General features: G+C 70.4%; 13 protein-coding genes. 7 read left to right on the top strand and 6 right to left on the bottom strand.

Annotated features, from left to right (window positions below; genetic code table 11):
• Positions 1-6 precede the first annotated feature (6 nt).
• From ACFY6U_RS10815 to iolD, 3 genes are all read right to left on the bottom strand, one after another.
• Positions 7-1,320, bottom strand: coding sequence for an ABC transporter substrate-binding protein (locus tag ACFY6U_RS10815; protein ID WP_390036822.1), 1,314 nt, complete (start codon positions 1,318-1,320; stop codon positions 7-9).
• A 320-nt stretch (positions 1,321-1,640) separates the two neighbouring features.
• On the bottom strand, positions 1,641-2,426 hold the full coding sequence (locus ACFY6U_RS10810) for a GntR family transcriptional regulator (protein ID WP_351489159.1): 786 nt from the start codon (positions 2,424-2,426) through the stop codon (positions 1,641-1,643).
• Positions 2,427-2,455: 29 nt separating this feature from the next.
• A complete protein-coding gene (iolD, locus tag ACFY6U_RS10805) occupies positions 2,456-4,327 on the bottom strand; it encodes a 3D-(3,5/4)-trihydroxycyclohexane-1,2-dione acylhydrolase (decyclizing) (RefSeq protein WP_390036820.1) in 1,872 nt (623 codons plus the stop codon).
• 337 nt (positions 4,328-4,664) lie between these two features.
• Here iolD and ACFY6U_RS10800 point away from each other — a divergent pair, with 337 nt between their 5' ends.
• From ACFY6U_RS10800 to ACFY6U_RS10780, 5 genes are all read left to right on the top strand, one after another.
• Positions 4,665-5,684: a sugar ABC transporter substrate-binding protein gene (locus ACFY6U_RS10800; protein WP_390036818.1), complete on the top strand. Its 1,020-nt coding sequence runs from the start codon at positions 4,665-4,667 to the stop codon at positions 5,682-5,684.
• A 5-nt stretch (positions 5,685-5,689) separates the two neighbouring features.
• Entirely contained in the window at positions 5,690-6,760 is a 1,071-nt protein-coding gene (locus ACFY6U_RS10795; RefSeq protein ID WP_390036816.1) for an ABC transporter permease, read from the top strand.
• A gap of 4 nt (positions 6,761-6,764) precedes the next feature.
• Positions 6,765-7,676, top strand: coding sequence for an ATP-binding cassette domain-containing protein (locus tag ACFY6U_RS10790; protein WP_390036814.1), 912 nt, complete (start codon positions 6,765-6,767; stop codon positions 7,674-7,676).
• A gap of 4 nt (positions 7,677-7,680) precedes the next feature.
• Positions 7,681-8,583 carry a sugar phosphate isomerase/epimerase family protein gene (locus tag ACFY6U_RS10785; RefSeq protein WP_390036812.1) on the top strand — a complete coding sequence of 301 codons (903 nt, stop codon included), beginning with the start codon at positions 7,681-7,683 and terminating at the stop codon, positions 8,581-8,583.
• 128 nt (positions 8,584-8,711) lie between these two features.
• Positions 8,712-8,882, top strand: coding sequence for a hypothetical protein (locus tag ACFY6U_RS10780; RefSeq protein ID WP_177232845.1), 171 nt, complete (start codon positions 8,712-8,714; stop codon positions 8,880-8,882).
• Between the two features lie 120 nt (positions 8,883-9,002).
• On the opposite strand, the gene ACFY6U_RS10775 is transcribed toward ACFY6U_RS10780, so the two are convergent.
• Entirely contained in the window at positions 9,003-10,007 is a 1,005-nt protein-coding gene (locus ACFY6U_RS10775; RefSeq protein ID WP_390036810.1) for a Gfo/Idh/MocA family oxidoreductase, read from the bottom strand.
• A gap of 99 nt (positions 10,008-10,106) precedes the next feature.
• The gene (locus tag ACFY6U_RS10770; protein WP_390037610.1) at positions 10,107-11,273 is read right to left on the bottom strand and encodes a phytanoyl-CoA dioxygenase family protein; all 1,167 of its coding nucleotides are present in this window, start codon (positions 11,271-11,273) and stop codon (positions 10,107-10,109) included.
• A gap of 122 nt (positions 11,274-11,395) precedes the next feature.
• Here ACFY6U_RS10770 and ACFY6U_RS10765 point away from each other — a divergent pair, with 122 nt between their 5' ends.
• The gene (locus tag ACFY6U_RS10765) at positions 11,396-12,427 is read left to right on the top strand and encodes a LacI family DNA-binding transcriptional regulator (protein ID WP_351485856.1); all 1,032 of its coding nucleotides are present in this window, start codon (positions 11,396-11,398) and stop codon (positions 12,425-12,427) included.
• Positions 12,428-12,445: 18 nt separating this feature from the next.
• Here ACFY6U_RS10765 and ACFY6U_RS10760 read toward each other — a convergent pair whose 3' ends face one another.
• Positions 12,446-12,793 (bottom strand): cupin domain-containing protein, encoded by a 348-nt coding sequence (locus ACFY6U_RS10760; protein WP_390036808.1) that lies wholly within the window; start codon positions 12,791-12,793, stop codon positions 12,446-12,448.
• Between the two features lie 130 nt (positions 12,794-12,923).
• Between ACFY6U_RS10760 and ACFY6U_RS10755 the strand changes: the two genes are divergently transcribed.
• On the top strand, positions 12,924-13,436 hold the full coding sequence (locus tag ACFY6U_RS10755) for a hypothetical protein (protein WP_390036806.1): 513 nt from the start codon (positions 12,924-12,926) through the stop codon (positions 13,434-13,436).
• Positions 13,437-13,529 lie beyond the last annotated feature (93 nt).

Genomic DNA, 13,529 nt, shown 5'->3' with positions numbered 1-13,529 from the left:
GTGAGCTCACTGGGACGCGAAGATCGTCTTCTTCTGGCGCTCGATGGACGAGAGCAGGCTGTCTATCCCCTTCGGGTTCTGCAGGAACTTCTGCAGACCGGGCTGCATCACCGTGGAGGTGAAGTCCGGGCGGGAGTCGCGGTCCATGAACTGGGTGAGGTTCTTGGCGCCGCTGATCATCGTGTACGCCTTCTTCTGCAGCGCGGTGTACGACGAGGTGTCGGCCTTGCTGGAGGCGGCCACCACGCTGGAGTCGGCCTTGAGGTAGATCTGCTCGGCCTCGGGGGTGCCCAGGTACTCCATGAGCTTGACGACGCCGTCGTGGTTCTTGGGGGACTTGCTGACCATGAAGCCGTCGGTGGGCGCTTCGACGGTGTCCTGGCCGTACGCGGAGTTGATCTCCGGGAAGGCGAAGAAGTCGAGGTCGTCCAGGTCCGACTTGTTGGTGAACTGCTGGGCCACGAAGGAGCCGAGGACGTACATGCCGGCCTTCTTGGACACCAGGGTCTGTGCGGCGTCCTGCCAGGTGCGGCCCATGAAGCCGTCCTGGTGGTAGGGGAGGATCTCGGCCCAGTGGTCGAAGACGGCCTTGACCTTGGGGTCGGTCCACGCCTCCTTGCCCGCCATCAGGGACTTGTGGAAGTCGTAGCCGTTGAGGCGGAAGTTGATCTGGTCGAAGGTGCCCATCGCCGGCCAGGCGTCCTTGTCGCCGAACGCGATCGGGACCAGGCCGTCGTTCTTCATCTTCTTGCACAGGGCGACGAACGCGTCCCAGGTGGTGGGGACCTCGTAGCCCTTGGCCTGGAAGACGCTCTTGCGGTAGAAGATCGCCCACGGGTACGTGTACAGCGGGACGAAGTAGTACTTGCCGTCCTCGCCCTTGCTGAGCTGCTTCATCGCGTCGGGGAAGTTGTCCCCGATCTTCGCCCACACGTCGTCGATCGGCGAGGCCAGGTTCTTGGCCGCGAAGAACTGCATGCGGTAGCCGGCGAACCAGGTGAACACGTCGTCCGGCGTGCCCTGCAGGTAGGAGTTGATCTGCTCCTGGAAGGTGTTGTGGTCCTTCGTGTTGACGTCGACCTTGATGCCGGACTGCTTGGTGAAGGCGGCGTAGATCTCCGCGAAGGCCTTCTTCGGCACGGCGTCGGACGAGTTGGAGCCGAGGCTGACGGTCTTCGGGTCGGAGGAGGACCCGCTGCCGCCGCAGGCGGACAGCAGGGGTATGCCGGCGCCCGCGAGGAGGGCGGCCGAACCGGCACCGCGCAGGACGTTACGGCGGCTCGGACCCGGCACGTGAAGACCGGACGGGGAGATGCGCATGGCGGCTCCTGAGTAACAGGGTTCGGCAAGGGGAAGAGTTGATCTTCGAAAGGTCCCGAAACCGATCAGAAACCAACTCGGCCGAACATCGTGGGCGCAATAACAGCCGGTTGTCCGCTCATGCGTCAATAGCCTGCGTCTCTCTCGCCCGTCTCTTGCCCGAAACGTAATCGACATGGTCGCCTGCCGGTTTGTTGAACAAAGCGGTACGACGGAGCCCCCACGGGACAAACTCCGTGGGGGCTCGTGTGCGGGCGTGTTGGTTTCGGGTGGCGGGACCAGCGGTTAAACCCGCAGCAACCGGCCCGGCACGGCACGTTCTACGGCCGTACCAGCAGCTGGAAGTCGAAGGCGTACCGGGACGCCCGGTAGACGTGGCTGCCGTACTCCACCGGCCGCCCGGTGTCGTCGTACGCGGTGCGCTGCATGGTGAGCAGGGCGGCGCCCTCCTTCTCGTCGAGCCGGACGGCCTCCTCGGCGGTGGCGCTGCGGGCGCCCACCGTCTGCCGGGCGCTGTGCAGGGTGATGCCGGCCGTGCGCATCATCCGGTACAGGCCGGTCGACTCCAGCCGTTCCGTGTCGAGTTCGAGCAGGGCGGCGGGCAGGTAGTTGCACAGGAACGCCACCGGCTGGCCGTGCGTGCAGCGCAGTCGCTCCAGGACGACCACCTCCGCGCCCTCCGCGATCCCGAGCGCGGCGGCCACCTCGGCGGTCGCCGGGATCCGCTCGTTGCGCAGCACCCGGGTGGTCGGGCCCTGCCCGGCCGACTCCAGGTCGTCGTAGAGGCTGCTCAGCTCCAGCGGCCGCTTGACCTGGCTGTGCACCACCTGGGTGCCCACGCCCCGGCGGCGCACCAACAGCCCCTTGTCGACCAGGGACTGGATGGCCTGGCGGACCGTGGGACGGGACAGGCCGAGCCGCACCGACAGGTCGATCTCGTTGCCCAGGAGGTTGCCCGGGGCGAGCACCCCGTGCTCTATGGCCTCCTCCAGCTGCTGGGCGAGCTGGTAGTAGAGCGGAACCGGACTGCCGCGGTCCAGGGCGAAGTCCAGGGTGTCGAGCGCCGAGGCGGTCGCGCTGCGGGCGGAATCACCGGTACGGGCCATCGGAACACCTCCTTCCGGGGTTCGGGGGATCACAGGTGCCGGCGGCGGTCGGCGACCTGCCGGTCGTACTCCTCGCGGGCGCGTACGGCGGACTCGCGGGAGGCGGTCTCGGCCACCGGCACGTCCCACCAGGCCTCCGCCCCGGGAGCGGTCGGCGCCGGGTCCGTCTCCACGTACACACAGGTCGGCCGGTCGCTCGCGCGGGCCGCGGCGAGCGCCTCGCGCAGCTCCCGCACGGTCTTGGCGCGCAGCACCTCCATGCCGAGGCTGGCCGCGTTGGCGGCGAGGTCCACCGGCAGCGGCGCCCCGCCGAAGGTCCCGTCGGCGGAGCGGAAGCGGTAGGCGGTGCCGTACCGCTCGCCGCCGACCGTCTCGGAGAGGCCGCCGATGGAGGCGTACCCGTGGTTCTGGATGAGGACCAGGTTGACGGGCAGCCCTTCCTGGACCGCGGTGACGATCTCGGTCGGCATCATCAGATAGGTGCCGTCGCCCACCAGCGACCACACCACCGTGTCCGGGGCCGCCTGCTGGACGCCGATGCCGGCCGGGATCTCGTAGCCCATGCAGGAGTAGCCGTACTCCAGGTGGTACTGGCGCGGCGAGCGGGCCCGCCACAGCTTGTGGAGGTCGCCGGGGAGCGAGCCGGCCGCGTTGATGACAACGTCGTCATCGCCCACGACGGCGTCAAGGGCCCCGAGTACTTGAGTCTGTGTGGGCACGGCGTCCTCGTCGTCCGCACGGTAGGCGGCCTCGACGACCGCGTCCCAGCGCTCCTTGCCGGCCCGGTACTCGTCCTCGTAGGCGCCGTCCACGCGGTACCCGGACAGCGCCGCCGCCAGCGCCTCCAGGGCTGCCCGCGCGTCCGCCACGACCGTGCGCGCGGCCAGCTTGTGGGCGTCGAAGCCGGTGATGTTCAGGTTCAGGAAGCGGATGTCCGGGTTCCGGAAGAGGGTGCCGGAGGCCGTGGTGAAGTCCGTGTACCGGGTGCCGACGCCGATGACCAGGTCCGCGGTGCGGGCCAGGTCGTCGGCGACGGCGGTCCCGGTGTGCCCGATCCCGCCCAGGTCGGCCGGATGGTCGTGGCGCAGCGAGCCCTTGCCCGCCTGGGTCGAGGCGACGGGGATGCCCGTGGCCTCCACAAGGGCCCTCAGAGCGCCTTCGGCGCGGCTGTGGTGGACTCCGCCGCCCGCCACGATCAACGGCCGCCGAGCGGCCCGCACGGCGCTCACGGCGTCCGCCAGCTCCAGGGGGTCGGGGGCGGGCCGCCGGACCCGCCACACGCGCTCTGCGAAGAACTCCTCCGGCCAGTCGTACGCCTCCGCCTGGACGTCCTGGGGGAGGGCCAGGGTGACCGCGCCGGTCTCGGCCGGGTCGGCGAGGACCCGCATGGCGTTCAGCGCGGAGGGGATCAGCGCCTCGGGGCGGGTGACCCGGTCGAAGTAGCGGGAGACCGGGCGCAGGGTGTCGTTCACCGACACGTCGAACTCGGTCGGGTGCTCCAGCTGCTGCAGCAGCGGGTCGGGCGCGTGGCTGGCGAAGTAGTCGCCGGGGAGCAGCAGGACCGGCAGCCGGTTGACGGTGGCGAGGGCGGCGCCGGTCACCAGGTTGGTGGCGCCCGGCCCGATGGACGTGGTGACCGCCTGCGCGGAGAGCCGGTCCAGCTGGCGGGCGTGCCCGACCGCGGCGTGCACCATCGCCTGCTCGTTGCGGCCCTGGTGGTACGGCATGACGTCGCTGTACTCGAGGAGTGCCTGGCCGATCCCCGCCACGTTGCCGTGGCCGAAGATGCCCCAGGTGCCGGCGATCAGCCGGTGCCGGACGCCGTCGCGCTCGGTGTACTGGGCGGACAGGAACCGCACCAGCGCCTGGGCGACGGTCAGGCGGGTGGTCGGCTGGCTCATGGGGACCTCATTCGGACGGGGTGGTGGAGAGGGTCGGGCCGGCGGCCCGCTCCGCCCGGGTGAGGGGTACGCCCGACGGGAGCGGGTAGAGATCGCCTTCGGAGCGGGTTGGGCAGTGCCCCTCAGGTGTAGATCGGGGCAGGTCGCGCTGTCAATGGTTTGTACTTACATTCGGACCTGAATGTGAAATGATGTCTTAACAAAGTATTGACAGCGGGCCTCACAGGGACTTGTATCCCGTCCCAACGCACAGCAGTGACCCGGGCCACTTCCGACGGCCCGGGCACGGGGATCCGCCGGATCCCTTCCTTTCCCCGGTCGCACAGTGAGGTGCAGGATGGACCGCTCTTCCCACTCCCGTTCGCGCAGGCTGGTCCCCGTGGTGGCCGTCGCCGCGGCGGCAGCCCTGACCCTCGCAGGCTGCTCCAGCAGCTCCGGAGGAAAGAAGTCCGAAGAGGGAGGAGCGGCGGCCTCCGCGGGCAAGGCGTCCACCCCCCGCATGACGGTCGCGCTGGTCACCCACCAGTCGCCGGGCGACACCTTCTGGGACATCGTCCGCAAGGGCGCCCAGGCCGCCGCCGACAAGGACAACGTCAAGCTCGTCTACTCCGCCGACCCGAACGCGGGCAACCAGGCCAACCTGGTGCAGAACGCCATCGACCAGAAGGTCGACGGGATAGCCGTCACCCTCGCCAAGCCGGACGCCATGAAGGACGTCATCTCCAAGGCGACCGCGGCGAACATCCCGGTCGTCGGGCTCAACTCCGGTGTCAGCGACTGGAAGAAGCTCGGCCTGATGGAGTTCTTCGGCCAGGACGAGACGGTCGCCGGCGAGGCGCTCGGCAACCGGCTGAACACGGAGGGCGCGAAGAAGGTCGTCTGTGTCATCCAGGAGCAGGGCAACGTCGGCCTCACCCAGCGCTGCGACGGCGTGAAGAAGACGTTCTCGGGCACGACGGAGACCCTGTACGTCGACGGCACGTCCCCGACCTCGGTCAAGTCGACGATCACCGCGAAGCTCAAGCAGGACAGCGCGATCGACCACGTGGTCACGCTCGGCGCCCCCATCGCGCTGATCGCCGTGCAGTCGGTGTCCGACGCGGGCAGCAAGGCGAAGATCGCCACCTTCGACCTCAACAAGGACCTGACCGGCGCCATCAGCAAGGGGACCATCGAGTTCGCGGTGGACCAGCAGCCCTACCTCCAGGGCTACCTGGCCGTCGACTCGCTGTGGCTCTACAAGAACAACGGCAACTACATGGGCGGCGGCGAGCAGCCGGTGCTGACCGGCCCGGCCTTCGTCGACAAGTCCAACGTCGACAAGGTCGCCGCGTTCGCCGCGAAGGGCACCCGGTGATCGGTATGAGTCAGCAGGCACAGCCGGCGGTGGCGACACCGCCGGCTCCCGGCCCCAAGGAGAAGGACGGGCGGACCGCACAGCGCCCCCTGGCGCTGCGGATCCTGGCCCGGCCGGACGTCGGTGTCTTCCTCGGCGCGGTCGCGGTCTACGTCTTCTTCCTGATCGCGGCACCGCCGGTGCGCGAGGCCAGTTCGATGGCGAACATCCTCTACCAGTCGTCGACCATCGGCATCATGGCGCTGCCGGTGGCCCTCCTGATGATCGGCGGCGAGTTCGACCTCTCCGCCGGCGTCGCGGTGGTCAGCTCGGCGCTCACCGCCGCCATGCTCAGCTACCAGCTGACCCTCAACGTGTGGGCGGGTGTCATCGTCGCGCTCCTCGTGTCGCTGGGCATCGGCTTCCTGAACGGCTGGCTGGTGGTCAAGACCGGCCTGCCGAGCTTCCTCATCACCCTGGGCAGCTTCCTGATCCTCCAGGGCGTGAACCTCGCGGTGACCAAGCTGGTCACCGGCAACGTCGCCACCGACGACATCAGCAACATGGACGGCTTCAACCAGGTCAAGGCGGTCTTCGCGTCGTCCTTCGACATCGGCGGCGTCCAGGTGAAGATCACCATCTTCTGGTGGCTGTTCTTCGCGGCCATCGCCACCTGGGTGCTGCTGCGCACCAAGTACGGCAACTGGATCTTCGCGGTCGGCGGCAACAAGGAGAGCGCCCGCGCGGTCGGCGTCCCGGTGAACTTCACCAAGATCTCGCTGTTCATGCTGGTCGGCTTCGGCGCCTGGTTCGTCGGCATGCACCAGCTCTTCTCCTTCAACACCGTGCAGTCCGGCGAGGGCGTGGGCCAGGAGCTGATCTACATCTCCGCCGCGGTCATCGGCGGCTGCCTCCTCACCGGCGGCGCCGGTTCGGCGATCGGCCCGGTCTTCGGCGCCTTCATGTTCGGCATGGTCCAGCAGGGCATCGTCTACGCGGGCTGGAACCCCGACTGGTTCAAGGCCTTCCTCGGCGTGATGCTGCTCGGCGCCGTGATGATCAACCTGTGGGTCCAGCGGACCGCGACCAGGAGGTGACCCGATGACAGACAACACCACCGGAACCCACGGGGCCGTCCTCCAGGACGAGGCGCCCACCGACGGCGGCCCGATCGTCGAACTGCGCGGCGCGGGCAAGTCCTACGGCAACATCCGCGCCCTGCACGGCGTCGACCTCAAGGTCTTCCCGAACCAGGTGACCTGCGTCCTCGGCGACAACGGCGCCGGCAAGTCCACCCTCATCAAGATCATCTCGGGGCTGCACCAGCACACCGAGGGCGACTTCCTCGTCGACGGCACCCCGGTCCGCTTCTCCACCCCGCGCGAGGCCCTCGACAAGGGCATCGCCACCGTCTACCAGGACCTCGCCACCGTCCCCCTGATGCCGGTGTGGCGGAACTTCTTCCTCGGCTCCGAGATGACCAGGGGCCCCTGGCCCGTGCGCCGCCTCGACATCGCGAGGATGAAGGAGACCGCCGACCGCGAACTGCGCAACATGGGCATCATCCTGGACGACCTGGACCAGCCCATCGGCACCCTCTCCGGCGGCCAGCGGCAGTGCGTGGCCATCGCCCGCGCCGTCTACTTCGGCGCCCGCGTCCTCATCCTGGACGAGCCGACCGCCGCCCTCGGCGTCAAGCAGTCCGGCGTGGTCCTGAAGTACATCGCCGCCGCCCGCGAACGCGGCCTCGGCGTCATCTTCATCACCCACAACCCGCACCACGCCTACATGGTCGGCGACCACTTCAGCGTCCTGCGCCTCGGCACCCTCGAACTCTCCGCCGAACGCAGCGCCATCACCCTGGAGGAACTCACCAACCACATGGCCGGCGGCGCCGAGCTCGCGGCCCTCAAGCACGAGCTGTCCCAGGTGCGCGGGGTCGACACCGAGGAGCTCCCCGAAGAGGAAGACCTCGCCGCACCCGCCGCGACCGGTCCGGAAGGGAAGCCGTGACCCCATGACCGACCCTCTCGACCGCATCCGGGTCGGCTCGGCCCCGGACTCCTGGGGCGTCTGGTTCCCGGACGACCCCCGGCAGGTTCCCTGGGAACGCTTCCTCGACGAGGTGGCCGAGGCCGGCTACTCCTGGATCGAACTCGGCCCCTACGGCTACCTCCCCACCGACCCGGCCCGCCTCACCGACGAGATCGCGAAGCGGGACCTGAAGGTCTCGGCGGGCACGGTCTTCACTGGCCTGCACCGCGGCCCGGCGGTCTGGGAGTCCACCTGGGAGCACGTCAGCCAGGTCGCCGCGCTCACCCAGGCCATGGGGGCGAAGCACCTGGTGGTCATCCCGTCCTTCTGGCGGGACGACAAGACCGCCGAGATCCTGGAGCCGCCGGAGCTGACCGGCGAGCAGTGGGCCCACCTCACCAAGGGCATGGAGCGGCTCGGCCACGAGGTGAAGGAGACGTACGGCCTGGACATCGTCGTCCACCCGCACGCCGACACCCACATCGACACCGAGGCACACGTCGAGCGCTTCCTCGACTCGACCGACGCCGAGCTGGTCAACCTCTGCCTGGACACCGGTCACTACGCCTACTGCGGCGGCGACAGCGTCAAGCTGATCGAGACCTACGGCGAACGGATCGGCTACCTCCACCTCAAGCAGGTGGACCCGGCGATCCTCGCCGACGTCCAGGCCCGGGGCACCCCGTTCGGGCCCGCCGTGGCCCAGGGCGTGATGTGCGAACCACCCGCCGGCGTGCCGGAGCTGGGTCCGGTGCTGGCGGCGGCGCAGCGGCTGGGTGTCGACCTGTTCGCGATCGTCGAGCAGGACATGTACCCCTGCGAGCCGGACAAGCCGCTGCCCATCGCGGTGCGCACCCGGACGTTCCTGCGGTCCTGCGGCGCCTGACAGCCGCTTCCCGGGGCCCGTGGATCTCTCCGCGGGCTCCGCGCGCCCCGGCGGGTTCGGGAACACCCGCCGGGGCGCGCGCGTTCGCATGGTGACGGGTGACGCCCGCCACGACGGGGAGGACGAGCATGAGCCATGAGGAGACCGCGGCCGAGGCCGTGACACGCAAGGAGCGGTTCGGCGCACTGCCCGAGCGGATCCGCCCGGAGGACATGGTGGAGACCAGGCCGGCTGTTCAGCACGACCCGGACCGGGACGCCTACGACCCGGACGAGTTCGCGGTGCGCTACGGCCTCTGAGCCGCCGACGGGAGCCGGACCGTGCCGGCCTCGCCCTCGGCGATCGTCCGGCACGACGAACGGCGGGGCGGGGACCGTGGTCCGGTCCCCGCCCCGCCGTCGTGCGAGAGCCCGCGGGTGTCAGGCTCCGCGGACCTCCGCGATCGTCACCGGCCGGTGCTCGTGCAGGGACAGCGTGCAGGCGTCGGCGATCCGGCCGGCCTCCAGGGCGTCCTCGACCGTGCACGGGGAGGGCCGGGTGCCGGCCACGACCTCGGTGAACGCCGTGAGCTCGGCGCGGTAGGCCGCCGTGAACCGGTCCATGAAGAAGTCGTGCGGGGTGCCCGCCGGGAACGTCACACCGGGTTCCACCGAGCGCAGCGGGAGCTTGTCCTCCAGGCCGACGGCGATGGAGTCGGCGAAGCCGTGCAGCTCCATGCGGACGTCGTAACCCCGTGCGTTGTGCCGGGAGTTGGAGACCACCGCGATGGTGCCGTCGTCGAGGGTGAGGATCGCGCCGGTGGTGTCGGCGTCGCCCGCCTCCCGGATGTAGTCGGCGCCCCGGTTGCCGCCGACCGCGTACACCTCGGTGACCTCACGGCCGGTCACCCAGCGGATGATGTCGAAGTCGTGCACGGAACAGTCCCGGAAGATCCCGCCGGACGCGGCGATGTACGCGGCCGGCGGCGGGGCCGGGTCCAGGGTGGTGGAGCGCACGGTGTGCAGCTTGCCCAGCTCGCCCGCCTGGACGGCGGCCCGCGCGGCGACGAAGCCCGCGTCGAAGCGGCGGTTGTAGCCGATCTGGATCGGCACGCCCCGGCCCTGGACCGCCTTGAGGACCTGGACGCCCTCGGCCATGGTCTTGGCGACCGGCTTCTCGCAGAAGACCGGCACACCGGCCTCGACACCGGCCAGGATCAGGGCCGGGTGGGCGTCGGTGGCGGCGGCCACCACGATGCCGTCCACGCCGGCGGCCAGCAGCGCCTCGGGCGAGTCCACGACCTCGGCACCGAACTTCTCCGCGGCGGCCTTGGCCGCGTCCGCGAACGGGTCGGTGAAGACGAGCGACTCGACGACGTCGAGTCCGGAGAGAGTCTCGGCATGAAAAGCACCGATACGGCCGAGACCGAGGATTCCGATACGCATGTGCTTGTAACTCCTTGATGTATGACGCGCCCCAAGGGGCGCGGGGAACTGCGCGACCAGCTGCAACGAACCCGCAGACGACCTCCGGCCTGTCGACCCCTAGCTCTCCCGCCGCACCGCAGCCGCGCGCAACCCGTCCCGCAGCACCCTCGGCACCCACCCCTCCCGCAGCGCCCGCCGCACGAGGTCCGCCTGCGAGGGCGGGGCCATGCCGTCGACCGGCGGATCGCTGTCGAGGTTGGTCGGGAACGGGTAGCCCTCGGCGCTCGCGGCGATGACGTGCTCCAGCCACGCCTCGCCCGCCCCCTCCGACCGGCGCCGGCGCAGCACCGGGTAGACCGCGTTGGCCACCGCCTCCCGGTCCACGGTCTCCATGGCCCGCCCGAACGCGGAGGACACCTGGAGCAGGTTGGCCATCCGGCGCACGTCGAGGGTCCGGTTGGTGCCGGCCGCGTGGAACACGGCCGGGTTGAAGAACACGGCGTCGCCCTTCGCGAGCGGCAGCTGCACGTGGCGGGCCTTGAAGTACTCCTGGAACTCCGGCCGCCGCCAGGCCAGGTAGCCGGGCTCGTAGGTCTGCGAGTACGGCAGGTACATCGTCGGCCCCGACTCCACCGGCATGTCGCAGTGCGCGACGGCGCCCTGGAGGGTGAGCACGGGGGAGAGACGGTGAACATGGGCCGGGTACGCCTCGGCCTGCTCGTCGGAGAGGAAACCGAGGTGGTAGTCGCGGTGCGCGGTCTGCGCCGCGCCGCCCGGCTCGACCACGTTGATCTGCGAGGTGATCTGGTAGCCGGGGCCCAGCCAGGCCCGGGAGACCAGGGCCACGACGTCGTTGGCGTAGTAGTCGGCGAACACCTCCGGGTCGTACAGCGCCGCCTTCTCCAGGGCGTTCCACACCCGCTCGTTGGCCCCGGGCGTCGCGAAGTGGTCGCCCGCCCCCGCGCCGGACTCGTGCTGCTCCGAGATGAGCGCCTCGAAGACCGCGGTGGCCCGGTCGACCACGTTCGGATCGGGGAACGCGCCCCTGAAGACCACGACGCCGGGACCGTCGGTCAGGGCGCGGACGAGTTCGGTCCGCACCTCGTGGGCCGCGTCGGCGGCGCGCAGCCGCTCGCTGTCGTAGACCAGGACGTTGTCCTCGACGGCCGAGGCGTACGGGTAGCCGGCCGGGTCCGTGGTCCGCTCGACCAGGGCACGGAATTCGTCGAGGCCGCAGTCCTGCTGCGAGAGCCAGGCACGGCCCTGTTCGGCGGCGAGGGACATCGATGTCCTGCTTTCGGTCACGGCCATGGTCTCGGCCACGGCGGGGCTCTGCCATTCTTGTCAGCACAAACCCCTCGAACAACCAGCAGCGACCCGTCAAAAACCCCTCAAGGAGGCAGCCCGTGGGCCACCCCTTCCCCATCCGTGAGATCGCCCGGCAGGCCGGGCTCAGCGAGGCCACCGTGGACCGGGTGCTGAACGGCAGGGGCGGCGTCCGGGAGAGCACCGCCCGCGAGGTGGAGCGGGCCATCGCCGACCTGGACCGGCAGCGCACCCAGGTCCGGCTGGTGGGCCGTACCTTCATGGTCGACATCGTGATGCAGGCGCCCGAACGGTTCACCACGGCCGTGCGGGGCGCGCTGGAGGCCGAGCTGCCGGCCCTGCACCCGGCGGTGGTGCGCTCCCGGTTCCACTTCCGGGAGACCGGGCCGGTGGAGGAGCTGGTGCGGACCCTGGACCGGATAGGCCGCCGCGGCTCGCAGGGCGTGATCCTCAAGGCGCCGGACGTCCCCGAGATCACCGCCGCCGTCGGGCGCCTCAGGTCGGCGGAGATCCCGGTCGTCACGCTCGTCACCGACCTGCCCGCCAGCGGCCGGCTGGCCTATGTCGGCAGCGACAACCGGGCCGCCGGCGCCACCGCCGCGTACCTGATGGGCCAGTGGCTCGGCGACCGGCCCGGCAACGTTCTCACGAGCCTCAGCAGCGGCTTCTTCCGCAACGAGGAGGAGCGCGAGATGGGCTTCCGCAGCGCCATGCGAGCCCGGCACCCCGAGCGTACCCTGGTGGAGATCGCCGAGGGACAGGGGCTGGACGCCACCCAGTACGACCTGGTCCGCGCCGCCCTGGAGCGCGACCCGGAGATCCGCGCCGTCTACTCGATCGGCGGCGGCAACATCGCGACCCTGCGCGCCTTCGCCGACCTCGGCCGCGCATGCGCCGTGTTCATCGCCCACGACCTCGACCACGACAACACGCGCCTGCTGCGCGAGCACCGGCTGTCCGCCGTCCTCCACCACGACCTGCGCCAGGACATGCGCGAGGCCTGCCACCTGGTGATGCGCGCCCAGGGCGCACTGCCCCCGGCCGGTCCGACCCTGCCGTCGGCGATCCAGGTGGTCACGCCCTACAACATGCCCGCGGCCACGACCCGCTGAGCGCGTCCGCGGACCGGCTCACAGATTGATCGCGTACGCCTTGCGCAGCGTCTCGTGCACCGTCCAGGTCGTACGGTCGCCCGCGTGCAGTACGGCCATGTCACCCGGGCCCACGGTGAACGTCGCCCCGCCCTCGACCTCGATGGTCGCCGAGCCGCTGACCACCACGAACAGCTCGTCCGCCTCGGTGTCGGTGACCACCCCCGGGGTGATCTGCCAGATCCCGCGGATCTGCCGGCCGTCGGCCGACTCCCAGACCACCTTCCCGGTGACCTCGGGAGCGCCGGAGACGATCTGCGCCGGGTCGAGCGGGTCGGGTTCGAGTGCGGCGTCGGGGATGTGCAGGGCGAAGCTGTGCGTCGTCATACCGCGACCCTAGCGAGCCGACCGGTGTCCCGGCCGTGGACAGGATGTGCGGCATCCGGCCTGGTGGGAGGACACTTCGTCGGGCCACGCCCGGTGGCGGCCGGGTCCGGCCCGGGTGATCGTGGAGGACATGGCTGACTCCACGGCGGCCGTGCCGGAGCCGCGTGCGCACGACACCCGCGAGGCCGTCCTGTTCGGCGGGGTCTACGGCGCCGTGCTGGCCTGCTCGATGGTGGCCGCGCTCAGCCAGTACGGCCACACCTCCGCGGCCGGCCGCCGTTACGACGCCCTCTGGCTCCTGGTCACCGCCTGCGCCTCCGCCCTGGCCCACGGCTACGCCCACTACATCGCCGAGCGGGCCCCGCACCGGCGCTGGGACGTGCTGCACACCCTGGCCGACGAATGGCCGCTGGTCACGGCCGTGCTGCCCACGGTCTTCCTGCTCGCGGGTGCCGGCTGGGGCTGGTGGCCGCCGAAGGGCGTCGAGTACCCGGTGTTCGTCCTGAACATCGTCATCCTGTTCGGCCTCGGCATCGTCACCGCCCGCTGGTCGGCCCGGAGTTGGCCGGCCGCCGTGCTGATCGGCACGGCGGACGCGTTGCTCGGGGTGATCGTGGTGGTGGCCAACGCGCTCATCAAGTAGACGCGGTGGGCGGGCGCGGTGCGTGGCCGCGGTTCATTGAACAGTGAACGGGTTTACGATCACCCGAGGGCACTGTTCCTCCGTGCAAGGAGC

It is taken from the genome of Streptomyces sp. NPDC013157, from assembly GCF_042899865.1.
GTDB lineage: Bacteria > Actinomycetota > Actinomycetes > Streptomycetales > Streptomycetaceae > Streptomyces.
The sequence above is the reverse complement of the archived record's forward strand: the minus strand, read 5'-3'. Positions and strand labels throughout refer to the sequence as shown.

Coding starts and splice junctions, on each gene's coding strand:
- ACFY6U_RS10815 (WP_390036822.1), bottom strand. CDS start 1,320: ATGCGCATCTCCCCGTCCGGTCTTCACGTGCCGGGTCCGAGCCGCCGT.
- ACFY6U_RS10810 (WP_351489159.1), bottom strand. CDS start 2,426: ATGGCCCGTACCGGTGATTCCGCCCGCAGCGCGACCGCCTCGGCGCTC.
- iolD (WP_390036820.1), bottom strand. CDS start 4,327: ATGAGCCAGCCGACCACCCGCCTGACCGTCGCCCAGGCGCTGGTGCGG.
- ACFY6U_RS10800 (WP_390036818.1), top strand. CDS start 4,665: ATGGACCGCTCTTCCCACTCCCGTTCGCGCAGGCTGGTCCCCGTGGTG.
- ACFY6U_RS10795 (WP_390036816.1), top strand. CDS start 5,690: ATGAGTCAGCAGGCACAGCCGGCGGTGGCGACACCGCCGGCTCCCGGC.
- ACFY6U_RS10790 (WP_390036814.1), top strand. CDS start 6,765: ATGACAGACAACACCACCGGAACCCACGGGGCCGTCCTCCAGGACGAG.
- ACFY6U_RS10785 (WP_390036812.1), top strand. CDS start 7,681: ATGACCGACCCTCTCGACCGCATCCGGGTCGGCTCGGCCCCGGACTCC.
- ACFY6U_RS10780 (WP_177232845.1), top strand. CDS start 8,712: ATGAGCCATGAGGAGACCGCGGCCGAGGCCGTGACACGCAAGGAGCGG.
- ACFY6U_RS10775 (WP_390036810.1), bottom strand. CDS start 10,007: ATGCGTATCGGAATCCTCGGTCTCGGCCGTATCGGTGCTTTTCATGCC.
- ACFY6U_RS10770 (WP_390037610.1), bottom strand. CDS start 11,273: ATGTCCCTCGCCGCCGAACAGGGCCGTGCCTGGCTCTCGCAGCAGGAC.
- ACFY6U_RS10760 (WP_390036808.1), bottom strand. CDS start 12,793: ATGACGACGCACAGCTTCGCCCTGCACATCCCCGACGCCGCACTCGAA.
- ACFY6U_RS10755 (WP_390036806.1), top strand. CDS start 12,924: ATGGCTGACTCCACGGCGGCCGTGCCGGAGCCGCGTGCGCACGACACC.